The organism is Burkholderia sp. AU45388 (genome assembly GCF_030481585.1).
Taxonomy (GTDB): Bacteria; Pseudomonadota; Gammaproteobacteria; order Burkholderiales; family Burkholderiaceae; genus Burkholderia; species Burkholderia sola.
In genome coordinates this window covers 36,794-60,899 of record NZ_JAUJPV010000016.1, presented here as the reverse complement: position 1 = coordinate 60,899, position 24,106 = coordinate 36,794, and the positions used below count along the sequence as shown (strand labels likewise).

General features: G+C 67.8%; 16 protein-coding genes. 7 read left to right on the top strand and 9 right to left on the bottom strand.

All coding sequences use genetic code 11. The features are described 5' to 3' along the window. Positions 1–99: 99 nt before the first annotated feature. The 6 genes from QZM72_RS23425 to pgaA all read right to left on the bottom strand — a co-directional run bounded on the left by QZM72_RS23425 (position 100) and on the right by pgaA (position 9,430). Positions 100–1,365: a hypothetical protein gene (locus QZM72_RS23425; protein ID WP_301739367.1), complete on the bottom strand. Its 1,266-nt coding sequence runs from the start codon at positions 1,363–1,365 to the stop codon at positions 100–102. Then, the gene (glmS, locus tag QZM72_RS23420) at positions 1,362–3,185 is read right to left on the bottom strand and encodes a glutamine--fructose-6-phosphate transaminase (isomerizing) (protein ID WP_301739366.1); all 1,824 of its coding nucleotides are present in this window, start codon (positions 3,183–3,185) and stop codon (positions 1,362–1,364) included. Before glmS ends, QZM72_RS23425 begins: the two co-directional genes overlap by 4 nt. 118 nt (positions 3,186–3,303) lie before the next feature. Next, the gene (locus QZM72_RS23415) at positions 3,304–3,792 is read right to left on the bottom strand and encodes a Biofilm PGA synthesis auxiliary protein PgaD (RefSeq protein ID WP_089469554.1); all 489 of its coding nucleotides are present in this window, start codon (positions 3,790–3,792) and stop codon (positions 3,304–3,306) included. Beyond that, positions 3,770–5,041, bottom strand: a complete 1,272-nt coding sequence (pgaC, locus tag QZM72_RS23410) for a poly-beta-1,6-N-acetyl-D-glucosamine synthase (protein WP_089469555.1) — start codon at positions 5,039–5,041, stop codon at positions 3,770–3,772. The genes QZM72_RS23415 and pgaC overlap by 23 nt, the downstream gene beginning before the upstream one ends. Continuing rightward, a complete protein-coding gene (gene pgaB / locus QZM72_RS23405) occupies positions 5,038–7,131 on the bottom strand; it encodes a poly-beta-1,6-N-acetyl-D-glucosamine N-deacetylase PgaB (RefSeq protein WP_301739365.1) in 2,094 nt (697 codons plus the stop codon). Before pgaB ends, pgaC begins: the two co-directional genes overlap by 4 nt. Positions 7,132–7,144: 13 nt before the next feature. Next, entirely contained in the window at positions 7,145–9,430 is a 2,286-nt protein-coding gene (gene pgaA / locus QZM72_RS23400) for a poly-beta-1,6 N-acetyl-D-glucosamine export porin PgaA (protein ID WP_301739364.1), read from the bottom strand. Positions 9,431–9,445: 15 nt separating this feature from the next. Here pgaA and QZM72_RS23395 point away from each other — a divergent pair, with 15 nt between their 5' ends. Continuing rightward, positions 9,446–9,682 carry a hypothetical protein gene (locus tag QZM72_RS23395; RefSeq protein ID WP_301739363.1) on the top strand — a complete coding sequence of 79 codons (237 nt, stop codon included), beginning with the start codon at positions 9,446–9,448 and terminating at the stop codon, positions 9,680–9,682. 86 nt (positions 9,683–9,768) lie between these two features. On the opposite strand, the gene QZM72_RS23390 is transcribed toward QZM72_RS23395, so the two are convergent. From QZM72_RS23390 to QZM72_RS23380, 3 genes are all read right to left on the bottom strand, one after another. Further along, a complete protein-coding gene (locus QZM72_RS23390) occupies positions 9,769–10,548 on the bottom strand; it encodes a hypothetical protein (RefSeq protein WP_301739362.1) in 780 nt (259 codons plus the stop codon). Positions 10,549–10,600: 52 nt separating this feature from the next. Then, entirely contained in the window at positions 10,601–11,026 is a 426-nt protein-coding gene (locus QZM72_RS23385) for a hypothetical protein (RefSeq protein ID WP_301739361.1), read from the bottom strand. Between the two features lie 632 nt (positions 11,027–11,658). Then, positions 11,659–12,654, bottom strand: a complete 996-nt coding sequence (locus tag QZM72_RS23380) for a LysR substrate-binding domain-containing protein (protein ID WP_089469560.1) — start codon at positions 12,652–12,654, stop codon at positions 11,659–11,661. Positions 12,655–13,237: 583 nt separating this feature from the next. On the opposite strand from QZM72_RS23380, the gene QZM72_RS23375 reads away from it, so the two are divergent. The 6 genes from QZM72_RS23375 (at position 13,238) to QZM72_RS23350 (ending at position 24,040) form a co-directional block, all read left to right on the top strand. Beyond that, positions 13,238–14,653 carry a circularly permuted type 2 ATP-grasp protein gene (locus QZM72_RS23375; RefSeq protein ID WP_301739360.1) on the top strand — a complete coding sequence of 472 codons (1,416 nt, stop codon included), beginning with the start codon at positions 13,238–13,240 and terminating at the stop codon, positions 14,651–14,653. A 64-nt stretch (positions 14,654–14,717) separates the two neighbouring features. Beyond that, positions 14,718–15,659, top strand: coding sequence for an alpha-E domain-containing protein (locus tag QZM72_RS23370; protein WP_089469562.1), 942 nt, complete (start codon positions 14,718–14,720; stop codon positions 15,657–15,659). An 8-nt stretch (positions 15,660–15,667) separates the two neighbouring features. Then, entirely contained in the window at positions 15,668–16,681 is a 1,014-nt protein-coding gene (locus QZM72_RS23365) for a transglutaminase family protein (RefSeq protein ID WP_301739359.1), read from the top strand. A gap of 93 nt (positions 16,682–16,774) precedes the next feature. Further along, on the top strand, positions 16,775–20,188 hold the full coding sequence (locus QZM72_RS23360; RefSeq protein ID WP_301739358.1) for a DUF2126 domain-containing protein: 3,414 nt from the start codon (positions 16,775–16,777) through the stop codon (positions 20,186–20,188). Positions 20,189–20,402: 214 nt separating this feature from the next. Further along, on the top strand, positions 20,403–23,009 hold the full coding sequence (locus QZM72_RS23355; protein WP_301739404.1) for a circularly permuted type 2 ATP-grasp protein: 2,607 nt from the start codon (positions 20,403–20,405) through the stop codon (positions 23,007–23,009). Further along, on the top strand, positions 23,003–24,040 hold the full coding sequence (locus QZM72_RS23350; protein WP_301739357.1) for a transglutaminase family protein: 1,038 nt from the start codon (positions 23,003–23,005) through the stop codon (positions 24,038–24,040). Before QZM72_RS23355 ends, QZM72_RS23350 begins: the two co-directional genes overlap by 7 nt. Positions 24,041–24,106 lie beyond the last annotated feature (66 nt).

The following is a 24,106-nucleotide window of genomic DNA, read 5'->3' as shown; positions in this document are numbered from 1 at the left end:
AGGGGGGCGCAGCGCAGTTCGGGCCGCGGAAGACGAAGCGCACGCCGGCGACACGCGGCCCGCCCGCGTTCACGACGCCCTTGCGTTATCGGCCCACCGTCAATGATTCGAGCACGACACGTCGTTCCTCGGCATCGGCGTGTCCTGCTTCGGTTCGACATCGGCTTCGCGCATCCCCGACGGCGTCAGCGACACGAAATGCATCGCCGTGCCGCGTGCCGGAAAACCGGCGATGCCGGTCGAGCCCCACGGAATCGGCGAGCGCTGTACGCCACTCACCGCGATGTCCGCCGGCGCGAGTGCGAGCGTCAGCAGCCGCCCGTCGCGGGTCGGCACGTACGCGTGCGTGCCGGACACGCCGATGTCCGATTCGCGCACCGATGCGGGCAGGCAATCGAGCGTCGCCGTGCGGCGGCCGTCCGGTGCGATCAGCGTCGCGACGCCGCGATCGTCCGCCGTCGTCGTGACGACGATGAAACGGTCGATCTCCGGCACATAGGCGGCCGAATACACGTAGTACTGGATCGCGCCGTTCAGCGATCCGAACGTTTGCAGCTTCGCGGTGACCGGGTCGAACATCGCATATTCGAGCATTGCGTCCGTGCTGCCTTCGATGAACTTCTGCCATACCAGCAGCGCGTTGCGCGGCGAGCCCGCGATCACGGGCCACCACTCGCGGCGGTGCGGCGCGACCGCGACGTGGTTCAGCACGCGCCCGGCCGCGTCGTAGGTTTTCAGGTACACGCCGTTGCCGCTGCCGAGGTTGTCGACCCCGCCGCCGTTGACCCAGTCGGCCGAATAGAACACGACGAAGCGGTCGGCGACCGTCGCGACGTGCCCCGAATGGCCGCCCGATTCGACGTCGTTCGGGTAGGGCTTGATCGGCTTCAGGTCGCGTCGGTAGACGCCGTAGCGCTGGCTGACTTCCTGCGGCGCGTTCCAGCCGTCCTCGAACGTGACGAAGATATCGCCGCGCGCGTTCTGCGCGATCGACACGGGTTCCTGCGCCTCGGGGCGGCTGATGAACGTGCGCACGTGCAGCAGGCGCGGCTCGCCGGGCCGCCATTCGCCGACGTACACGTTGTGCGGCCAGTTGCCGCTGCGCAACGCACCGCGCGGCACGATGCCCGAGCTGCTGAAGAACACCCAGCGTTTGCCGTCGCCGGCGTCGGCCACGCCGATGCCGTGCATGAAGCGCCGCGGGTCGCCGCTGTCTCGCGGCGACGGGGCGCTCGACACGGTGACCGTATGCACGGCCGGCGCGCCGGCTAAGCCTGGCGACGCCGCGCCGATGCCGCCCGCGCCGCAGAGCACGGCCGCGGCCAGCCGCGTGAGCGCCCGTACCGGGCGCGTTCGCCGGATCATTCGACGGTCACCGATTTCGCGAGGTTGCGCGGCTTGTCGACATCGGCGCCGCGCGCGCAGCCGACGTGATACGCGAGCAGTTGCAGCGGGATCACGTTGACGATCGGCGACAGCAGGTCGCCCGATTCGCGCACGCGGATCAGGTGCGTGTCGCGGTCGGCGTCGATTTCGAGCTGATTGCCGGCCAGCACGTAGAGCCGGCCGCCGCGCGCACGCACCTCGGCCATGTTGGACTTCAGCTTCTGGAACAGGCGGTCATCCGGCGCGATCGTGACGACCGGCATCGCGCTCGTGACGAGCGCGAGCGGCCCGTGCTTCAGCTCGCCGGCCGCATAGCCTTCCGCGTGGATGTACGACACTTCCTTGAGCTTCAGCGCGCCTTCCAGCGCGATCGGGAAATGGATGCCGCGGCCGAGGAACAGCGCGTTCTCGGTGCGCGCGAATTTCGCGGCCCAGCCCATGATCTGCGTTTCCAGCGCGAGCGCATGGCCGATGCGGTCCGGCAGCGCGCGCAATTGCTTCAGGTGCGTCGCGACTTGCACGGCATCGAGCCGGCCGCGCAGTTGCGCGAGCGTCAGTGTCAGCACGAACAGCGCGACGAGCTGCGTCGTGAACGCCTTGGTGGACGCGACGCCGAGTTCGGCTCCGGCTCGCGTCAGGAACCGCAGCGGCGCGTTGCGCGCGATCGTGCTGGTCGCGACGTTGCAGATCGCCATCGACAATTCCTGGCCCATCGCGCGCGCCTGCTCGATCGCGCCGATGGTGTCGGCCGTTTCGCCCGACTGCGAGATGCCGACGACGAGCGTGCGCGGATCGGCCACCGTGTCGCGGTAGCGGTATTCGCTGGCGATTTCGACCTGGGCCGGCACGCCCGCGATGCTCTCGAGCCAGTACTTCGCGGTCAGCCCCGCGTAGTAGCTGGTGCCGCAGCCGAGCAGCAGCACGCTTCTGACCCGCGACAGCAGCGCGCGCGTGCCGTCCGTCGCATCGAACAGCGCCGGCGAGATCGCGTCGATGCCGTCGAGCGTGCTGTCGATCGCCTTCGGCTGCTCGAAGATTTCCTTCTGCATGAAGTGCTGGTACGGGCCGAGCGCGGCGTCGTCCGCGCGCGCCTTCACCTCGCACAACGGGCGCCGCGCTTCCTGCCCGCCTGCGTCGACCACGGCGATGCGATCCGGCGTGATCAGCGCGACGTCGCCGTCCTCCAGGTACACGAAGCGGTCGGTCAGGTCGCCGAGCGCCGCGCAATCGGACGCGAGGTAGTTCTGCTCGGCGCCGATGCCGATCACGAGCGGCGAGCCGGCGCGCGCGGCGACGAGGCGCTGCGGCTCGCGCGCGCCGAGCACCGCGATCGCGTATGCGCCGTGCAGCCGTTTGACGGCGCGCACCACCGCGTCGAACAAGTCGTCGCGATAGAGGCTGTGGATCAGATGCGCGATGACCTCGGTGTCGGTCTGTCCGCGAAACGTATAGCCGCGTTGCTTCAGTTCGGCACGCAGCGTGTCGTGGTTCTCGATGATCCCGTTGTGCACGACGGCGATCGTGTCGCCCGACATGATCGGGTGCGCGTTCATTTCAGACGGCGCGCCGTGCGTCGCCCAGCGCGTATGTGCGATGCAGGTTCGCGCTTCGAGGCCGAGCGTCAGCACGCGATCCTGCAGGTCCGTCACGCGTCGCAGCGTACGTTCGCTGCGCAGGCGGCCGTCGCCCTGCACGGCGATGCCGCACGAATCGTAGCCGCGATATTCGAGCCGGCTCAGCGCATTGACCAGTTGCGGCACCTGATTGTTCAGGCCGCTTGCTCCGACGATTCCGCACATGATTCACCTCGTCTCCAGGAAGTTGCCGGCAGGCGCGCGACGCGCGCCAGCACATTGTCAGAAGCGGTGCCGCGTCGCGCGGCAGGTGTCGCGCCCGGCGCGACACGTCTTCGGCGAGCTATTCGCGGGGTTGCGGCTCCGCGTGTGCGATCCACTCGATGCCCGAGATCGACCCGTTCGCATCGTGCGACGCGACGAGAATGCGCGTCGTGCGCCGCGCGCCGCGCCGGCGCGCGCTCGCGAACGCGGTCGGCGGCACCGAGCGCACCTTCACGCTGGCCGAGCGCCGCAGCATCTTCGATACGCGTAACCGATAGGCGAAGGGATGCACGACGCGCCCCGCGATCAGCCACATGACGATCGTGCCGGCGATCAGCGCGATGCTCGTCACGTAGAACACGATCTGTTCGATCGGCATCTCGGCCTCGTTGAACGGCAACAGGTAGCGGTACGTATAAATGCAGATCGATGCCCATACGCCCCCGACCAGCGCGGGCCGCACGAGGCGGAACCACGCGACGAGCACGGGCCCGACGATGCTGCCGCGTTCGGCGATCATGTCGCGCGGTGCACGCAGGGAGAGATCAATAATCGGCGCGTTCTTCATGTTGAATGCCTCGGTCGGGACTGACCCAAACGGCGCGCTTGCCGCGGCCCCGCAGTACGACGGCGGGCAGGGCGACGACGGTGGTGATCATGCTGATCAGCCAGAACGCGACGGGGTACCAGATGGTGTCAAGGAAGTACATCAGGAGTTTTTCGTCGTAACGACGATCGATCATGCTGCCGATGATCAGCTGCAGGATGCAGGTCGCGACCAGCAGCATCCCGTGCCAGTGCGGCACCACGGACACATGCCAGTTCGGCGGAAGCGGGTAGACGACGTCGATCAGCGCGAGCAGCAGGATGAACGTCATCGAGTACGCCCATGCGATGCCGATCAGGTACTCGGCGAACAGCGGCCACATCATCATCTGCGTCGGCCGCATCAGCGTGCCCGCATACTTGAGCAGCACCTGGATGCCGCCCTTCGACCAGCGCAGCCGCTGCCGGTAGAGCCCCTTGATCGTCTCGGGCATCAGGATCCAGCTGAGCGCGTGCGGCTCGTACACGATGCGCCAGTCGCGGCATTGCAGCTTCCAGCTGATGTCGATGTCCTCGGTCAGCATGTCGGAGCTCCAGTAGCCGACGTCGGCGAGCGCGGTCTTGCGGAACATCGTGATCACGCCCGACACCGTGAAGATGCGGCCGTACACCTGCTGCGTGCGCTTGATCAGCCCGACGATCGACGAGAATTCGCCCACCTGCATGCGGCCGAGCAGCGACGTGCGCGTGCGGATGCGCGGGTTGCCGGTCACCGCGCCGACGCCCGGGTCGGTCAGGAAGTGCTCGAGCATCCAGCCGATCGCGTCGTGCGCGAGCAGCGCGTCGCCGTCGATGCACAGCAGGTACTCCGCGTTCGACACGGCCGCCGCGGTCGTGAGCCCGACCGCCTTGCCTTCGTTGCGCGCGTGATGGATCACGAGCAGCCGCGGGATCTCGACGGCCAGCGCGTTGAGGATCTCGCCCGTGCGATCCTTGCTGCCGTCGTTGACCGCGATGATGTCGTAGTTCGGATACTGCATCCCGTTCAGATGGGTGATCACGCTGCGCGCGTTCGCGGCTTCGTTGAAGCAGGGCACGACGATCGAGACCTTCGGGATGCCGCTCGACGCGATCGTGCGCGTCGACAGCTCGCGGCCTTCCTCGAGCAGGAAGTAGTGCACGACGCCACCGATCATCCACAGATACGACATGAAGAACGGATAGTAGAAGACGAAATCCTGCAGGCGCTGGATGAGGCTGTGGGAGGTCATGGCGTCTTGGTTCCCTGCGTGTGCTGCATCTGCATCAGCGCGTTGATCGAGGTGGGGTCGAGGCGCGACTTCAGCGACATCACGTCCCGCATCGCGTCGAGCTCCGGCTGGCCGTTCAGGAAGTTGTCGGGGTAGTAGCCGAAATTCACGGCCCCCTCGCCGCGCAGCCTCCGCATCTGCGCGAGCAGCGTGCTGGCGGGCACCGCCTTCCGCCCGTGCCAGTCGTACGACTGCAGTTCGAACACGGTGCGCTGCAGCCCGCGCTGCTTCGTGCGTACCGCCTTCACGAGCTGGTCGAGCCAGCCTTCCGGGTCCTTCGCCTGTTCCATGTACGGCATCGCCATCAGCGCGACGTAGTCGTAGGCGGCGAGGAAATCGTCGTAGTTCTGCGCATACCACGCTTCCGATTCGGGCTTGAGCACCGGCATCGCGAAGATGTTGCGCGCGGTCAGCACGTCGCCGACGTTCTGATGGGCCAGCACGATCTGTTCGAGCTGCCGGGTCAGGTCGATCAGGTAGCGCGTCTTCTGGCGCGTCCAGCGCTTCATCAGATCGGGGTTCTCGCGGATCTTGCTGACGTCGGCCGGCAGCCCCCATTGCGAATACACGCGCAGCGCATGCCGGCTCGCGTCCTCGTAGTCGTCGAGCACCGCATCGTCGCTGAACAGGATGCCGCTGAACGACGCGTGCTTGCTGAGATCCTCGTAGATCTGCTGGATCATCAGTCGCGCATCGGGATCGAACGGGCTCAGCCGGAACACGCGCGTGCCGTTCTCGCGGGCCGGCGCACCGCCGTATGCGGTGACGGCCTCGAGGCCGCGCTGCTTGTCGGCCGGCGGCCGGAACGCGAGCACCGGCATCCATGCGTACACCTGCACGTTGGCGCGCGTATTGAGTTGCCATGCGGCGCGCGAGAACAGGTCGGAACGCATCGGCAGGTGCCGGTTCGGGAAATACACCGCTTCGGCCACGCCCGTGCCCTTCGGGTCCGCATACGCTTGCAGGTACACCGATTTCGGCTGCATCCGGTAGATGCGCTCGATCAGCTTGCCGAGATTCGTTTCCTGCCGCGCGGGATCGGGATCGTAGACCTGGTCGAGGTCGACCTGCACGGTGCGCTCGGGCACGTCGACGTCGCCGCGGTTCGACGCCGGCTCGCGCATCGAGCGCTCGAACCCGCCGATGTCGACGTCGTACATCATCAGGATCCGTCTCAGCCGGTCGAGCGGCACGTCAGGCGTATTCGGGCCGGCGTCGAGGCTGAACTGGACGTCCATGCCGAGCGACGTCGAGATCTGGCGCACGGGCTGGTTTTCCGCGCCGTACGGCCACACCATCGAGCGCGCGACGATGCCGGTGCGTTCGCGAATCTGCCGGACGCACGTCTGCAGGTCGTCGTGCACGCGTGCATGGAATTCCGCGTCGGTCTCATAGCGTTTCTGGTCTTGCAGGTAGAGATGCGACGTGGTCGCCGGCAGCTCGTTGCCTTGCGGATTCGCGACCGCGCCGTGATGGAGGTTGTGGGTGTGGCAGCCGAGCTCGACGAATTCCGACTGCCCGAGCTTCTTCACCTCGTCCCACGACAGGAAGTAGTCGCGCGGCACCTGAACCTTGTCGCTGATGCGGATCGGTGTATCCGGCGGCGTGTCGATCCACGCGGTGACGAGGCCCATCACGGCCGGATACTTGAAACGCTCCAGCAACGGCAGCACCTTCGTGTAGTGGCTGCGGAAGCCGTCGTCGAACGTGAGCAGCACCGAGCGCGGCGGCAGGGGCTTGCCGCCGCGCCGCGATTCCTCGATCTGCTTGACCGTGATGGTGTGGTAATTGTTGGTCTGCAGCCACGAGAAGATCGCGGTGAGCGTGCCGGTGTCGACCGCGAACGGATCGATGATGGCCGACGGCGACGAAAACGACGCCATCAGGTTGTCGCGCACGTCGTGCATGCAGATCACGCGAAACGTCTTGCCGTCGGCCGGATCGGACGGCGGCAGCAAGTCGATCATCTTGGCGCCGGTCACGCTCGGGAACAGCGAACAGGCGGCGAACGTGCCGAGGCATCCGCATATGAAGGTCCGTCTGGATTGCATTCAGAGCTCCTTGCTAAAACGGCAGGTTGAGCGACAGGAAGCCGGTTTCGGAGCGCTCGCGCTGGCCGTCGTATGCGTGACTGCTGACCTCGACGCCGTAACTCAGCGTGATGTCGTGCTTGAACGTCCACGCGTGCTCGAGGCGCGCGCTCCACAGCGGGCTGGTGCCGAAGCCGCGCTCGTTGTACACGCCGCCCGACACCGACACGCGCTGTCGCAGCCCCATGTCGCCCTTCTTCCACAGCGTCAGCTGATGCATGACGGTCGCGGCGGCCGCGTAGTCGCGACCGGGGCTGAAGTAGGGCGCGTCCTGACGCGTGTTGCTGTCCGTGCCCAGATTCAGCGAGACGTTGACGAGCTGGTTCGCGGCCGTGTATACGCGCTGGGTGGCGGTCGCCGAGATCTCCTGGTGGAAGTTCGAATCGCTGTAGCGGCTCACGCCGTAGCTCAGCCTGACTTCGCGCCGGTCGTTCTGGCGATACACGACCTCGACGTTCGCGGAGCGGCCCCAGATGTGCGTGGCATAAGCCTTCCACGGCAGCGAGTTGTCGTTGGTGTCGAGCCCCGCGCTGACGGTCCAGTAGTCGTTCAGCGCGTATGCGATCGTCCCGCGGCCGCCGGTTCGGCCGTCCGAGCCCAGCGAGCGCGTGACTTCGCCCAGCACCGTGAGCGGCCCGTGCCGGTAGTCGCCGCCGATGCCCGTGCGCGTGCGGCTGAGGTTCCCGCCGTCGGTCTGCGCGAAGCCGTAGAACGTGTGCGAGAACACGCGCCAGTTGTCGCCGAACGGTTGCGAATACACATAGCTGTCCGACGTGAAGCTGTTGTCGGCCAGCGCGCTGTTGCCGTGCTCGAAGCTCAGGTCGGTCGTGAACACCGGGCTGCGGTAAGCCTTGTAGTCGCGCTTGAAGCCGCGCACGGCGCCGCTGTCCGGGAACGTGTCGCCGAGCGTCTGGTCGACGGTCTTCGCGCTCGCGTAGTCGTCCGCCACGAGCGATGCGCGGCCGAGGCCCGCGAGCATTTCGACGCTGTCCGGATGATCGGTCAGCGACGCGCGATACATCGAGATCGCCTGGCGCGGATGCGACTGGCCCGACACGGCGTCGGCATGCGCGGCGCGGATTTCCGCGTTGAAGGGCACCTGTTGCTCGAGCGCTTCGAGCGCGGCGATTCCCTGATCGACGTGTCCCGTGAAGATCAGGTACTGCGCGCGCAGCCGGTAGTAGCGCAGATAGTCGCTTTCTCCCGGGCCGACGTTGGTCACCTGCTTGACCGGCGGCAGCGATTTCTCCATGTCGTCGAGCACCTGCTTCGCTTCCGGCGCGCGCGCCTGGTCGACGTACGACCAGAACAGCCCTTCGCGCAGCTCGATCGGCTGCGTGCGGGCGCCGTACTGGAAGCCGCGGGTCGCGCGATCGGTCGGCGACGCGGTGGCTTGCTGCAGCGCCCGCGCGTAGACGGCGTTCGCCTTGGCCGGTTCGCTCAGGTACAGGTACGCATCGCCGACGGCCGCGAGCGCGTCGATCGAGATCTCCGCGTTGGACGGAATCGTCTCGAACGTCGCGACGGCCTGCTTCATGTCGCCGCGCGCCGCAAGGGCGACGACCCGGTCGCCCGCGAGTGCGGTGCGGACCGGGGTGTACTCGGGCGTGGGCGGGATCCGTTTGTCGAGGTCGTTCGCCTCGCGCAGGGCATTGTCGATGCCGTCGAAGCGGTCCGAACTCGTCATCGAACGCGACTTGTCGCGTCCGCCGCGCACTTGCTGGCGAATCGACAGTTCTTCCAGTTGCGCGATGTCGACGGGGGAGAACGCATCGGGCCGGGCCTTCGCTTCTTCGAGCGCCTTGACCGCGCCGCCGCTCGCGGCAAGACCGAACACGTCGTTGCGCACCGTCGCGACGTCGGCGGTGCGCAGATTCGGCGCCTGCGCATTCGGCGCCTCGACGTCGGGTCCTTGCGATCGCTGGATCGGCTCGCCGGGGAGCTGCGCGCCCGGCGACTGCGAATTCGGTTGCCGGGACGATGGCGGCTCGGCGCCGGATGGCTGGGTCACGGGCGCGGGCGAATTCGGCATCGGCGTGCCGGATGCCTGCGCGATGAGCGTCGGCGTAGTGCGCGTATCCGGCGAGGCGGGGGGCGCGGCTTGGGCGAGTTGCTGTGGGGCATCCGACGTGCGCGCACGTGGCGCCGGCGCATCCGGCGGCGCGGTGTCGACGAATGCCTGCGCAAGCAGCATGGGTGCATCCGATGATGGTGCGCTCGGCTGCGGCGCATCGGGGTCCACCACGACCGTGGTCGGCATCGCCGGAGCGGCTCCATGGGCTATCCGCATCGACGCATCCGAGGCCCGCGCGATCGGCGTCGGCGCTTGAGGAGGCTGCGTACCCGAACCCAGGGCGACCTGCGGCTTCGCGTCGCCTTCGGCGGCAAGGCATGGGCCGGACGCGACGAGCAGGCACAGCAGCGGCGCATGCAGGAGGAGCCGCCGGGTCGGCGGAACGACGGTGGTGCATTGTTGTTGACGATTGTTAGCCACGATGTCTCCTCACTGTGAAACGTTCACATCCGTTGCACGCCCGACGGCGCGCGTCACCGGCCGTCGTCCCGCCGGGCGGCGAGGCCCGGCGGCATTCGACCGGCTCACAGGCGATTGCGGATCGCCTGTCCAAGCAGCGCGCGCGATTCGCTGTTCGTCGGGTCGATGGCGAGCGCGCGACTCGCGTTTTGCTCCACACAGATCCATTCGTCGATCTGTGCGCACCAGCGTGCCTTGGCCAGCGCGCGGGCGCCTTCCAGATCGTCGTGCGTGACGCGGGCGTTTTCCATGTGCGACGTGCCGGCGAGATACGACTGCGGTTGCTGTTTCGGCAAGGGGGCGGGGCGTTTTCTCGTCCGCGCCAGCGCCTGCGAACGTGACGTCCGGTGCGCGTCGCCCGGGCGCGCCGTGCGTCTGACGGTCGAGGCGGCATGCGGCTCGGCGGCGAGCGTCGTCGCCGGCACGTGCGCGGGCGGTGCGGGTTTCACGTCGGCACGGGCCCTCGTCGTTGGCGGCGGTGCGGGCGGTGCGGCTGCGGCCGACATGGCCGGCGTCGCCGAGGCAGACGGCGGAACCGGCCCGGCCTGCGCGACGGCCTCTATCGAGCCGGCTGGCGCCGTCGAGCCCGCGGGCGCTGCCTTGCCGGACGCGCCGCCCGTCGCCGCCACGATGAACTCGCGGTACTTGCCGACGGCGTTTTCGATCACGCCGGCGACATCGTGCGTCACGCTCGCATGGCCGACCCTCGTGTCTCGCTCGACATACGCGAAGGCGCCGAAGATCGCGGCAAATGCGGCGACGCTGAGCGCCGCATTCTTTCCCGGACCCCACGAGGGTTTCGGCTCACGGGCGGGCGAGTCGTCCGGTCGTTCTGCACGGGACATGCAAGACTCCTTGATTCGATACGTTGGACGAATGACGCGATCGGCGCGACGCTCACCATCGCAACTGCGTCGTGAGCGTGCCCGTCTCGACGATCGCGAACTGGGTTGCGCCCTGATAGGTCCCTTCGACGCGGTAGCTCGCATCCGGCACGCTGAACAGGCAGCGCGACCCCGGTGCATTGAATTCGACGAGCACGCGCCCATGCCGGCGCAGGCGCACCTGCACGTTGGAGAGCGGCTGTCCGGTGCTCCCCGACAGGAACGACACGCCCAGGTTGTACGGGCGCCCGTCAGGCGGAAGCGGCGCGGTGCCGTCGATCCGCGCATCGCCGCAGATATACGAAATCACGTACCGGTTTGCCCCCGGCCCGGACGCCGGCGACGCGGCCGCCGGTGTCTGGGCCAGGGCGTTCATGCACAGCGTGGAAAGCACGATGCCGAAGAAAGGGCGAGCCTGCTGTCGAAGCGAGGGTGACATTGCAATCTCCCGTCCAGACGCGATGACGCGCATCGACGTCGAGTCGAATTTGCCAACGTTCTTTTTGCGACACGCTATTGATACACGATGGTTTTTGAACCAACAACCGCGTGTGGCCCGAATGGGACGAGGTGAAAAGATCCTATCTAAATAGGATTAAGGCGGATTGGTGAGGATTTGTTAATTATGAATAAAGTCGATAATTCCGATCATGGAAATTGCTCGCCGGTAGCGATGATCGAGCACGCTTTGAATCACGTCGGAGGTATCGACTTTCATGCCGAAGAATAACGACTGATAAAAGAAACTATTGCGTCTGTATTCAAGGAGAATCTATGAATGTCGGGATACAGGTCACGGATTGAGAAATGAGGGTGCGATATTTTCTATGATTCCAGTGGTTACAGGTAATTGGAAACTTGTGTAACAAGGTATTTCTGCCTGAAAATAAGGCTGAATATTCTTACTTAATACGGAAAACAGTAAAAAATACGACGTGAATCGCAAACGTTTGCGTTTTCTCCAGATCGATTACAGGTCGGCGAGGGATTTTATGGAGTCGGGCAGGATTATCGAATGCTATTGAAACCACGCGCATTCGCGCCGTGGACGTTCACGGCGCGAATGCGCGGTCAGCGGCTGCCGCCCGCGCTTCGCCGCGCGCCGCGCATCGGCGGCGCGGCCGCCTCTTCAATACCGATCGCACCGTCGAGCGCCGTGCGCGGCCGGTTCATGATGTAGGCCCACAGCTGTTCGGCCGCGAGCCCGCGCTTGCGCGCCGATCGATACAGGCGGATTTCGAGCTCGGTGATCCAGTCGCCGCTGCCCGCGCACACGAGCGTGCCGTCCGCGAGCTCCTTCGCGACACAGCTTTCAGGCAGCCAGCCGATGCCGTGCCCGGCCACGACCATGCCTTTCAGCGCCTCGGACATGTGCGTCTCGAAACACCGGTGCAGCACATACGGCTCGGTCGCGTTCAGCAGCAGCATCTCGACGATGTTGCCGAGAAATGCGCCCGACGAATACGCGAGCAGCGGCAGCGGCGCGTCGGCCGTGCCGGGCAGCTGGAACACCGGCTTGCCGCGCGCGTCGGGCGACGACACCGGCAGGATCCGCTCGACGCCGAGGCTGACGAACGGAAAATGGTTCGGGTCGAGCACGATCGGCAACTGCGGGTGGTGATAGCCGAGCAGCAGGTCGCATTCGCCTTCGACCAGTTGCTGCACGCCTTCCGGCACGTTCACCGCATTGACGCGGGCGGTCACGTGGCCGACCTCGCTATTGAGCTGCTTGAGCCATTCGGGAAACAGCGTGAACACGAGCGTGTGCGCGACGGCGAAGCGCACGACCTGGTCGCTCGCCGCGAACTGGTCGTAGCCGTTCACGAGATTGCGCGCCGCATACATGCTGCGCAGGATGTCCGCGGCGAGCCCGCGGAACATCTGGCCGGCGGGCGTCAGCGCGACCGGGTTGATGCTCCGGTCGACCAGCTTCGCGTCCATCCAGGTTTCGAGGGCGGCGATTCGTCTGCTGAACGCCGACTGCGTCAGGTGCCGGTGACGCGCGGCCCGGGAAAAGCTCTTGGTATCCGCCAGGCTCAGGAAATCTTCCAGCCACTTTGCTTCCATTTCGATCTTCGCTTTTTATAGTCGGGCGCCTGAAAGGCGGCGCCGTCTGCTGCACCAACGTTCTAGCGTACCCCGCATCGCGCCGGTCGGGCCGATGTTTTTTTTCGATCGGTGTCAGTCGAAATATGCATGGGCGTTGTCGGCGGGATTACGGCTGCATAGCGTTGAGGGGCCGGACCAGTTAACCGGACGGTTCACCGCGTCGGACTGTCCCGGCCGCCGGGACGGCGCTTTCCCAAGGGCCGGCTGCGCCGTGTGCGTGCCGGCCCGCCCGTTCACGGTCGTTCCGGGGGCCCGGCTCGCCGTTTTTGGTGCAGTGCAGATTGCACATTCGTGACACGCGGGGGAACTATGTTCGTCGGATGCGGCGCAGCATCGGCCGTGCGCGCTCGCGACGCACCGCGAGCGCCCGTCGCCTCCGCCGTTGCACCGTTGTGGTGCGCGATGCCGCGCAGGCGTGCCTGGGCGGCGCGAAACAGGGGGATATCGAAGGGATCGAGCAAGGCACGTTCCTTGCAAAGCAATCAGTACGCCGGTCCGGCATGCGCAATGCCGGGGAAAACGATCGATGGAGAGAAGATCGATGAAGCCATTCGATGAAATGCTGCAATCCGGCGACATGGTGAGGGCGCCTTACGCGCGCCTGAAACAATGGCTCGACACGCAGGACCCTGCGAGCCTCGCCCAGAAGGCCCACGACGCGGAAGGCGTATTCCGCAGGACGGGCATCACGTTCGCCGTCTACGGCGACGCGGAGGCCGCCGAGCGGCTCATTCCGTTCGACATCGTCCCGCGCATCATCGCGGGGGCGGAATGGAGCCGGCTGTCGCTCGGCATCGAGCAGCGCGTGATGGCGCTGAACGCGTTCCTCGACGACATCTACCACCGCCAGGAAATCGTGCGCGCGGGCATCGTGCCGAAACACCTGATCGCGCACAACGAGGCATTCATCCCCGAGATGATCGACTTCCGGCCGCCCGGAAACGTTTACACGCACATCATCGGCGTCGACATCGTGCGCACCGGCGAAAACGAGTTCTACGTGCTGGAGGACAACGCACGCACGCCCTCCGGCGTGTCGTACATGCTGGAAAACCGCGAAACGATGATGCAGCTCTTCCCCGAGCTGTTCCAGCAGGTCAAGGTGCGTCCGGTCGAAACCTATCCGCAGATGCTGCGCCAGTCGCTCGCGGCCGTGTGCCCGCCGGGCGGCAACGCCGACAACCCGACCATCGCGGTGCTCACGCCCGGCATCCACAATTCCGCGTACTACGAACATTCGTTCCTCGCCGATCAAATGGGCGTGCACCTCGTCGAGGGCAGCGACCTGCAGGTGGTCGACGGCCGCGTCGCGATGCGCACGACGGAAGGCTTCCGGCAGATCGACGTGCTGTACCGCCGCGTCGACGACGCGTTCCTCGATCCGCTCACGTTCCGCCCCGATTCGGTGCTCGGCGTGGCCGGCATCATGGACGTGTACCGCGCCGGCAACATCACGATCGCGAACGCACCGGGCACCGGCATCGCCGACGACAAGGCGATCTACTCGTACATGCCCGAGATCGTCGAGTTCTACACGGGCCGCAAGGCGCTGCTGGAGAACGTGCCGACCTGGCGCTGCGGCGAGGCCGACAGCCTCAAGTACGTGCTCGCGCATCTCGACGAACTGGTCGTGAAGGAAGTGCACGGCTCGGGCGGCTACGGGATGCTGGTCGGGCCGTGCGCGTCGAAGGCCGAACTCGACGCGTTTTCCGCGAAGCTGCGCGCCCGTCCCGCGAACTACATCGCGCAACCGACGCTCGCGCTGTCCACGACGCCGATCCTGACCGACGCCGGCCTCGCGCCGCGCCACGTCGACCTGCGGCCGTTCGTGCTGGTGTCGGACCGGATCCGCATCACGCCGGGCGGGCTCACGCGCGTCGCGCTGAAGGAAGGATCGCTCGTCGTCAACTCGAGCCAGGGCGGCGGCACCAAGGACACCTGGGTGCTGGCCGACTGAGCCGGGCACGACCGCGCGCGCCGGAGCCGGCGCGCGAACCGAACGAAGACGGAGTGGACACGAGATGCTTCTGGGACGTACTGCAAGCGGTCTCTACTGGATGTACCGCTATATCGAGCGCGCGGAGAACATCGCGCGCATCGTCGATGCCGGGCTGCGGATGGCGCTCACGCGCACGGCCGACGCGCCGGCCGAATGGTCGTCGGTGCTCGTCAGCTCGGGCGCGGACGACGGCTACCGGCAGAAATACGACGCGTATGCGGCCGATACCGTGACCGACTACCTGCTGCGCGACCGCGACAACCCGTCGAGCGTGCTGTCGTGCATCGAGGCCGCGCGCTCGAACGCGCGGATGGTGCGCACGGCATTGACGCGAGAGGCGTGGGAAAGCGTGAACGGCGCGTGGCTCGCGCTGCGCCGCGCACTGGCGCAGCCGGTGCCGGAAAGCGAACTGCCGGCCGTGCTCGACGAAGTGAAGCGCGAAACCGCGCTGATCCTCGGCAGCTTCTACAGCACGATGCTGCGCAACGAGATCTTCGATTTCGCGCAGATCGGCGCATTCATCGAACGCGCGGACAACACCGCGCGGATCATCGACGTGAAATACCACCTGCTGCTGCCGTCGGTATCGCACGTCGGCACGATCCTCGACAACTACCAATGGGAGACGATCCTGCGCTGCGTGGCCGCGCATCGCTCGTACCGCTGGGTGTACGACGTGCAGTACAAACCGCTGAACATCGCCGACTACCTGATCCTGAACGGCCGCATGCCGCGTTCGCTGCGCTATTGCTACGGGCGCGTCGTGTCGAGCCTGAACCTGCTCGCGAAGGATTACGGCGTGACACACCCGTGTCACGACACGGCTACGAAGATCCTGCAAATGCTGTCCGATACGTCGGTCGAGCGGATTTTCAAGAGCGGCCTGCACGAGTTCCTGACCGACTTCATCGGCCGCAACAACAGCCTCGGGCTCGAAATCGCCCAGGCTTACAACTTCGACTGAGACTTGCCATGCGACTCGCCATCCGACACATTTCGCGTTATCAGTTCGACGATCAGGCCACCCATGCACTGCAACGGTTGCGGCTGCGCCCGCAGTCGGGCCCCGGGCAGACGGTGCGCGCGTGGCAGGTCACGATCGACGGCGTCGAGCCGACGCTGTCTTACGCCGACGGGCTCGGCAACCGGATCGACCTCGTGCGCCACGATCGCGGCGAGAAGGCCGAGGTCGTCGTCGTGGCGGCCGGCGTCGTCGAGACGCAGGACCGGGCGGGTATCGTCGGCAATCCCGAAGGCTATGCGCCGCCGTGGATCTTCGAGCGCGAGACCGCGCTCACGAAGGCGGGCGATACCGTGCGCGCACTTGCGCAGGCGTTGCCGATCGAGCCGTACGGCCTCGACGCATTGCACTGGCTGATGACGGAAGTGCACGGCCGCATCGCGTATGCGCCGAACCTGGCCGCCGACGCGCCCGTCGATGCGGAAACCGCGCTGCAAAGCGGCGAGGGCACGAGCCGCGACCATGCGCATGCGTTCATCGCGGCCGCTCGCGTGCTGAAGATCCCCGCGCGCTACATCTCGGGTTACGTGCTGGCCGACAGCGCGATGCAGCGCATCGCCGACGCGAAGCAGAATGGGGCCGACGTCGAGGACGAGGAAGCGCTCGCGCTGCAGAGCGGCGACGGGATGCAGCAGGTGCTCGGTGCATCGCATGCCGCGCAATCGCAGTCGCAAGGTCAATCGCAGTCGCAGTCGCAATCGCAGGGGCGGCCGCACGCGGCGCTCGGCGCGCAGCCGCAGCCCACGGTGCTGACGCAGCAGCCGGCCGGCCATGCATGGGCCGAGGCATACGTCGAAGGCCTTGGCTGGGTCGGTTTCGATCCGTTCATGAACCGCTGCCCGGACGAACGCTACGTGCGCATCGCGGTCGGTCTCGACCATCGCGACGCACAGCCGGTGACGGGGCTCGGCGCGACGGCCGTCGGCGTCGAGATCAGCGTCGTGCAGACGCCGGAACTCGTCTGACCCGCGGCGCGCCTTCGCCGCATCCGCCATGCCGGGCCGCCGCGTCGCAATCGACGCGGCGTGCGCGGCCGGCCCAACCCGACTCGAGCTCCCATGTCCATCCACGTCGCGCTGCATCACACCACCCGCTATCGCTACGACCGGCTCGTCAATCTCGGCCCGCAGGTCGTGCGGCTGCGGCCCGCGCCGCATTGCCGGACGCCGATCCTCGCGTATTCGATGACGGTCGAGCCCGCGCAGCACTTCATCAACTGGCAGCAGGATCCGTTCTCGAACTATCTCGCGCGGCTCGTGTTTCCGGAGCGCACCGAGCACTTCGAGATCACGATCGATCTCGTCGCCGAGATGTCGGTGTACAACCCGTTCGACTTCTTTCTCGAAGCGAGCGCGGAGCAATATCCGTTCAGCTATGACGACGCGTTGAAGACCGAACTCGCGCCGTATCTCGCATGCGATCCGCAGACGAGCGCCGCGCCGCTGTTTCGCGCGTATCTCGACGGCGTCGACCGCACGCCGGCCGGCACCGTGAACTTCCTCGTCGCGCTGAACCAGCAGCTTCAGCACGACATCGGCTATCTCGTGCGGATGGAGCCCGGCGTGCAGACGCCCGCGCAAACGCTCGAACTCGCGTCCGGCTCGTGCCGCGACAGCGCGTGGCTGCTCGTGCAGCTGTGCCGCCATCTCGGCATCGCCGCGCGCTTCGTGTCGGGCTACCTGATCCAGCTCACGCCTGACGTGAAATCGCTCGACGGCCCGAGCGGCACGTCGGTCGATTTCACCGACCTGCATGCCTGGTGCGAGGTCTACCTGCCGGGCGCCGGCTGGATCGGCTTCGATCCGACGTCGGGCCTGCTCGCCGGGGAAGGGCACATCCCGCTCGCGTGCACGCCGCAGCCGACGAGCGCCGCGCCGGTCGAAGGGCTGATCGACGAGTGCGAGGTGTCGTTCGAGCACGAGATGAGCGTGACGCGCGTGTACGAATCGCCGCGCGTGACGAAGCCGTATACCGAATCGCAGTGGGAAGCCGTGCTCGCGCTCGGCACGCGGGTCGACGGCGCGCTGGCCGCCGGCGACGTGCGGCTCACGCAGGGCGGCGAGCCGACCTTCGTGTCGATCGACGATCGCGACGGCGCCGAGTGGAACACCGATGCGCTCGGCCCGACCAAGCGCGGCTACGCGACCGAACTCGTGCAGCGGCTGCGCGCCGAATACGGCGACGGCGGCTTCCTGCATTTCGGGCAGGGCAAGTGGTACCCGGGCGAGCAGTTGCCGCGCTGGGCGCTGTCGATCTTCTGGCGCGCAGACGGCCAGCCCGTGTGGCACGATCCGTCGCTGTTCGCCGACGAGCGCGAGCCGTCGTCGTACACCACCGACGACGCGAAGCGCTTCATCGATGCGCTCGCCGCGCGGTTGAACCTGACCGGCGAATTCATCCAGCCCGGCTACGAGGACGTCTGGTACTACCTGTGGCGCGAGCGCCGGCTGCCGGTCAACGTCGATCCGTTCGACGCGCGCCTGGACGACGAGCTCGAACGCGCGCGACTGCGCAAGGTGTTCGAGCAGCAGCTCGACAGCGTGGTCGGCTACGTGCTGCCGGTGAAGCGCACGGACGGGGAGCCAAGCCTCGACGGGCCGCGCTGGCAGACCGGCCCGTGGTTCTTCCGCGACGAGCGGATGTATCTCGTGCCGGGCGATTCGCCGATGGGCTATCGGCTGCCGCTCGATTCGCTGCCGTGGGCGGCGCGCGCCGACTATCCGTACCTCGTCGAGCGCGATCCGTTCGCGCCGCGCGACGTGCTGCCGGACGCCGCCGCCATTCGCGCCCGCTACGCGGGCCCGGCCGACGCGCCGCGGTATCTGGCCGGCGTGCATCGCGAAGCGTCCGCGCAGACCGTGATGCAGTGGCGCGACGACGGCGCGGCCGCGCACGGCCGACCGGGCGCCGCGGACCCGCATCGCCGGCCCGAGCGCTTCGAATCGGCCGCATGGATCACGCGCACCGCGCTGTGCGTCGAAGTGCGCAACGGCATCCTGTACCTGTTCATGCCGCCGCTCGCCGCGCTCGAGGATTATCTCGACCTGCTCGGCGCGATCGAGCTGACCGCGCATGCGCTCGGCGTGAAGCTCGTGCTCGAAGGCTATCCGCCGCCGCGCGACGCGCGGCTGAAGCTGCTGCAGGTGACGCCCGATCCCGGCGTGATCGAAGTGAACATCCACCCGGCCGCGAGTTTCGACGAACTCGTCGACCACACTGAATTCCTGTACGACGCCGCGTGGCAATCGCGGTTGTGCAGCGAGAAGTTCATGGTCGACGGGCGGCACGTCGGCACGGGCGGCGGCAACCACTTCGTGCTCGGCGGCGCGACGCCGGCCGACAGCCCGTTCCTGCGCCGCCCCGATCTGCTCGCGAGCCTGATCGCGTACTGGCACAACCATCCGTCGCTGTCCTACCTGTTCTCGGGGCTGTTCATCGGGCCGACGAGCCAGGCGCCGCGGGTCGACGAAGCACGCAACGATCAGCTCTACGAGCTCGACATCGCGTTCGCGGAAATCCAGCGCAACAAGCTGCTGTTCGGGCAGGACATGCCGCCGTGGCTCGTCGACCGCGTGCTGCGCAACCTGCTGATCGACGTGACGGGCAACACGCACCGCAGCGAGTTCTGCATCGACAAGCTGTATTCGCCCGATTCGTCCACCGGGCGGCTCGGCCTGCTCGAACTGCGCGCGTTCGAGATGCCGCCGCATGCGCGGATGAGCATCGTGCAGCAACTGCTGCTGCGCGCGCTGGTCGCGCGCTTCTGGGCCGCGCCGTACACGACGCCGCTCACGCGCTGGGGCACCGCGCTGCACGACCGGTTCATGCTGCCGGAATTTCTTCAGATGGATTTCGACGACGTGCTGGCCGAGCTGCGCGACGCCGGGTTCGCGTTCGACCCGGCATGGTTCGCGCCGCACTTCGAATTCCGCTTCCCGCTGTTCGGGCAGATCGCGGTGAATGGGATGGAGCTGTCGCTGCGCGGCGCGCTGGAACCGTGGCACGTGATGGGCGAGGAGGGTGCGCCAGGCGGCACGGTGCGCTACGTCGATTCGTCGGTCGAACGGCTCGAAGTGCGCGTGACGGGGCTGAACGACAACCGGCACGTCGTGACCGTCAACGGCCGCGCGTTGCCGCTGCAGCCGACCGGCACCGTCGGCGAATACGTCGCGGGCGTGCGCTACAAGGCCTGGTCGCCGCCGTCGGCGCTGCATCCGACCATCGGCGTGCACGCGCCGCTCACGTTCGACATCGTCGATACGTGGCTGCAACGCTCGCTTGGCGGCTGCCGGTATCACGTCGCGCATCCGGGCGGGCGCAACTACGCGACGTTCCCGGTCAATGCGTACGAGGCCGAGAGCCGCCGGCTCGCGCGCTTCGTCGAGATCGGGCACACGCCGGGCAGGATGGACGTCGCGGCTGCCTCGCCGAGCCGTGAATTCCCGTTCACGCTCGACTTGCGGCGGCCGTGATCGATCGATGACAGGGCGGACGACGATGCGCGGTTCGCGACTGCCCGGCGCACCGGGCGGTCGCGGCCCCGCCGGAATGCTAGGATGCGGGCAGAATGCGGTTCCGCGCTGCGGCTTGCCGCCTGACTGGCGGCGCGCATGCGCGGCCGCACCCTGACGACGGAACGACATCGTGCCGCCCATTGACCTCGACCATCCCGCCGCCTTCGACGCGATGCCCACGCTTTTCGATACCGGCGCGCAGCCGGACGCCGCCGAACTGGCCGCCGCGCTCGCGGCGCCGGCCGCCGCCGGCCGCTACGACGAACTGCGCGGCAGCGCGGCCGGCCTGACCGCGCCTGCGCTGGCGCCCGCGTGGCGCAGCTTCTTCACGTCGGTCGGCAGCGACGGCGTGGCCGACCTCGACCGCCGCGCCGACGCGCTGCACCGGCGCATGCGCGAGAACGGCCTGTTCTACCAGTTGCACGAGCAGCGCGCCGGCGACGGCGCGGTCGGCCCGTGGTCGCTCGACCTGCTGCCGCTGATCGTCACGCCCGAGGACTGGGTCGGGATCGAGCGCGGCGTACTGCAGCGCGTGCGGCTGCTCAATGCGACGCTGGCCGACCTGTACGGGCCGCAGACGATCCTGGCGCGCGGGCTGCTGCCGCCCGCGCTCGTCACCGGCCACCCGGGCTATCTGCGCGCGATGCGCGGCGCGCGCGTGCCGGGCGATACCTGGCTGCACGTCGTCGCGTTCGATCTCGCGCGCGGCCCCGACGGCCAATGGCGGATCGTCGCGCAGCACACGCAGGGCCCGGCCGGGCTCGGCTACCTGCTCGAGAACCGGCTGATCGTGTCGCGGCTCTTTCCGCGCGGGTTTCGCGGGCTGCGCGTGCAGCGGCTGGCGTCCGCGTACCGTGCGCTGCTGCAGAGCATGCAGTCGCTCAGCCCCGCCGCGAAGAATTCGCGGATCGTGCTGCTGACGCCGGGGCCGCACAGCGCGACCTATTTCGAACACGCGTATCTCGCACGTTATCTCGGCCTCACGCTGGTCGAAGGCGGCGACCTGACCGCGCGCGACAACCGCGTATTCCTGAAGACGCTGAGCGGGCTCGAACCGGTGCACGGCATCCTGCGGCGTGTCGACGATGCATGGCTCGATCCGCTCGAACTGCGGCCCGATTCGATGCTCGGCGTGCCGGGGCTGTTGCAGGCCGTGCGTGCGGGCAACGTGCTGCTCGCGAACGCGCCGGGCTCGGGCTTCCTCGAGTCGCCGGCGATGCTCGGCTTCATGCCGCGTCTCGCGGAAGCGCTGCTCGGCGAAACGCTGACGCTGCCGGCCGTGCATTCGTGGTGGTGCGGCGAGGCGGCCGCGTGCGACGATGCGCTGCCGCAGGTCGCGCGCGGCATCGTCAAGGCAACCTATCCACCCGACGTGCAGGAAGGCGGTGCATTCGAGCCGGTGATCGGCGCGCGGCTCACGCAGGCGCAACTGGCGGAATGGCGCGCGCGGATTCTCGCGCAGCCCGAACATTACACGGTGCAGGCCGACCTGCCGCTGTCGCAGGCGCCGACGTGGCCGCGGCCCGACGCGCCCGACGGCAACGACAGCGCGCGCATCGTGCCGAAGCCGCTGCTGCTGCGCGTGTTCGCGCTCGCCGACGGCGCGCAGCGCTGGCGGCTCCTGCCGGGCGGGCTGTCGCGGGTCGGCACGCGCGACACGCTGTTCAATGCGCCGATGCCGCGCGGCGGCAGCACCGTCGACACGTGGGTGATGACCGAGGGCATCGTCGATTCGACGACGCTGCTGCAAACGCACCTCGGCCCCGACGACCTCGTCGAACGGCCCCGCGCGATCGCGAGCCGGGCGGCCGAGAACCTGTTCTGGCTCGGCCGCTACACCGAGCGCGCGACCAACCTGATGCGCCTGGCGCGCGCCGCGCTCGAACGTCTGCGCGGCGAGGACGACGTCGACAGCCCCGCGCATCTGGAACTGATCGACACGTTGTGCCGCGACACCGGGCTGATCGTGGCCGATGCGCCGCACGCCGTCGATGCGCCGCGCGCGTTCCAGCATGAGCTGGCGACGTCGCTGACGCGCGGCGCCGACCGCACGTCGGGGATCGCGTCGTGCCTGTTCGGCATGCGCGGCGCGGCTGCCGCGATCCGCGAGCGGCTGTCGAGTGATCAGTGGCGGCTGATCGACGACGCGACCCAACTGTTCGCCGACAGCGCAGGGCAGCAGGAAGCGGAGGAGCAGGTCGGCAACGACGCGCTGCAGTTGCTGGAGCGCCTCGGCCTGCTGCTCGGCGCGATCACCGGCGCGCAGACCGACAACATGACGCGCGACGACGGCTGGCGATTGCTGTCGATCGGCCGGCAGATCGACCGGCTCGACTTCCTGTGCAGCGTGCTGAAGTTCGCGTTCGACGAAGGCGCGGTGCATCGTCAGGACGGCTTCGAACTCGTGCTCGAACTGTTCGACAGCACGATCACGTTCCGTTCGCGATTTCAGCGCGGCTTCGACGTCGCGCCGCTGCTGTCGCTCGTCGTGCTCGATACCGACAACCCGCGCTCGCTCGGCTGGGTCGTGCAGGCGCTGCGCGGCCGGCTGACGAAGGTCGAGCGCGGCGAAGGCTACGCGCTGTCCGAGCTGGCCGAGACGGTTCCGGACATCCCCGCGTGGTCGCTGCACGAGCTGTGCGAGACCGCCGAAGACGGCCGGCACGACAAGCTGCTCGCCGCGCTCGACACGGCGGTGAAGGCCGTCTGGGAACTGTCGAACCGGATCGGCGAGCGCTATTTCAGCCACGTGCGCGAGGCGGGCAGGACGTTATGGTGACGACGAAAGGCGCGGCCAGGACGCCGCCCGGTTCCGGCGCCGCACGGCAGGCAGCCGCCCCGGCTGCCGCACCGGCCCCCGTCGCGCCGGGCCGGTTGCTGCGTGTCACGCACGACACCGAATACCGGTACGCGGCGCGCGTCGAATCCGCGCAGCACCAGGCACGCCTGCAACCGCTCGCGACCCCGCGCCAGCAGGTGCTGTCGTTCTCGCTCGACATCGAACCCGCACCGGAATCGGTCTGCACCGAAGTCGACGCGTTCGGCAATGCGCGCGCGTCGTTCGCGCTGAACCTGCCGCACGACACGCTGCTGGTGCGCAGCCGCAGCACCGTGCGCGTGACGCCGCCCGTATGGTCGCGCGGCGCGCGCGGCGCGCCGCCGCCCGCGATCGCGAACCCGGACGCCGCGCATGCCACCGCATGGGAGGCCGTGCGCGACCGCCTGCGGTTCCGCGCGGGGCAGCCATACGACCCGGCGAGCGAGTTCGTGTTCACGTCGCCGCACGTGGCGTGCGACCCCGAACTCGCCGCGTACGCGGCCGCGAGCTTCACGCCGCAACGCCCGCTCGTGCAGGCGGCGTGGGACCTGATGCGGCGCGTGCATGCCGATTTCGCGTACACGCCGAACAGCACCGACATCACGACGTCGGCGCTCGACGCATTGCGGCTGCGCAAGGGCGTCTGCCAGGATTTCGCGCACGTGATGATCGGCGCGCTGCGCTCGCTCGGGCTGGCCGCGCGTTACGTCAGCGGCTACCTGCTCACGCAGCCGCCGCCCGGCCAGCCGCGATTGATCGGCGCCGACGCGTCGCATGCGTGGGTCGACGTGTACGACCCGGCGTGGCCCGAGGACGGCGGCTGGCTGCAACTCGATCCGACCAACGATCGAGCGCCCGGCGACGACTACGTGATGCTGTCGGTCGGCCGCGATTATGCCGACGTGACGCCGCTGCGCGGCGTGATCCGCGGCGGCGGCGCGGATCAGGAGCTGAAGGTCGGCGTGACGGTCGAGCCGCTCGATGCGGCTTGACGGTACCGCAGGACGGGGCTCGCCCGCTTTAAGTCTTCGTTAATTCTGCACGCCTACCATGGCGAT

Coding starts and splice junctions, on each gene's coding strand:
- QZM72_RS23425 (WP_301739367.1), bottom strand. CDS start 1,365: ATGATCCGGCGAACGCGCCCGGTACGGGCGCTCACGCGGCTGGCCGCG.
- glmS (WP_301739366.1), bottom strand. CDS start 3,185: ATGTGCGGAATCGTCGGAGCAAGCGGCCTGAACAATCAGGTGCCGCAA.
- QZM72_RS23415 (WP_089469554.1), bottom strand. CDS start 3,792: ATGAAGAACGCGCCGATTATTGATCTCTCCCTGCGTGCACCGCGCGAC.
- pgaC (WP_089469555.1), bottom strand. CDS start 5,041: ATGACCTCCCACAGCCTCATCCAGCGCCTGCAGGATTTCGTCTTCTAC.
- pgaB (WP_301739365.1), bottom strand. CDS start 7,131: ATGCAATCCAGACGGACCTTCATATGCGGATGCCTCGGCACGTTCGCC.
- pgaA (WP_301739364.1), bottom strand. CDS start 9,430: ATGCCGACCACGGTCGTGGTGGACCCCGATGCGCCGCAGCCGAGCGCA.
- QZM72_RS23395 (WP_301739363.1), top strand. CDS start 9,446: ATGGGCTATCCGCATCGACGCATCCGAGGCCCGCGCGATCGGCGTCGG.
- QZM72_RS23390 (WP_301739362.1), bottom strand. CDS start 10,548: ATGTCCCGTGCAGAACGACCGGACGACTCGCCCGCCCGTGAGCCGAAA.
- QZM72_RS23385 (WP_301739361.1), bottom strand. CDS start 11,026: ATGTCACCCTCGCTTCGACAGCAGGCTCGCCCTTTCTTCGGCATCGTG.
- QZM72_RS23380 (WP_089469560.1), bottom strand. CDS start 12,654: ATGGAAGCAAAGTGGCTGGAAGATTTCCTGAGCCTGGCGGATACCAAG.
- QZM72_RS23375 (WP_301739360.1), top strand. CDS start 13,238: ATGAAGCCATTCGATGAAATGCTGCAATCCGGCGACATGGTGAGGGCG.
- QZM72_RS23370 (WP_089469562.1), top strand. CDS start 14,718: ATGCTTCTGGGACGTACTGCAAGCGGTCTCTACTGGATGTACCGCTAT.
- QZM72_RS23365 (WP_301739359.1), top strand. CDS start 15,668: ATGCGACTCGCCATCCGACACATTTCGCGTTATCAGTTCGACGATCAG.
- QZM72_RS23360 (WP_301739358.1), top strand. CDS start 16,775: ATGTCCATCCACGTCGCGCTGCATCACACCACCCGCTATCGCTACGAC.
- QZM72_RS23355 (WP_301739404.1), top strand. CDS start 20,403: ATGCCCACGCTTTTCGATACCGGCGCGCAGCCGGACGCCGCCGAACTG.
- QZM72_RS23350 (WP_301739357.1), top strand. CDS start 23,003: ATGGTGACGACGAAAGGCGCGGCCAGGACGCCGCCCGGTTCCGGCGCC.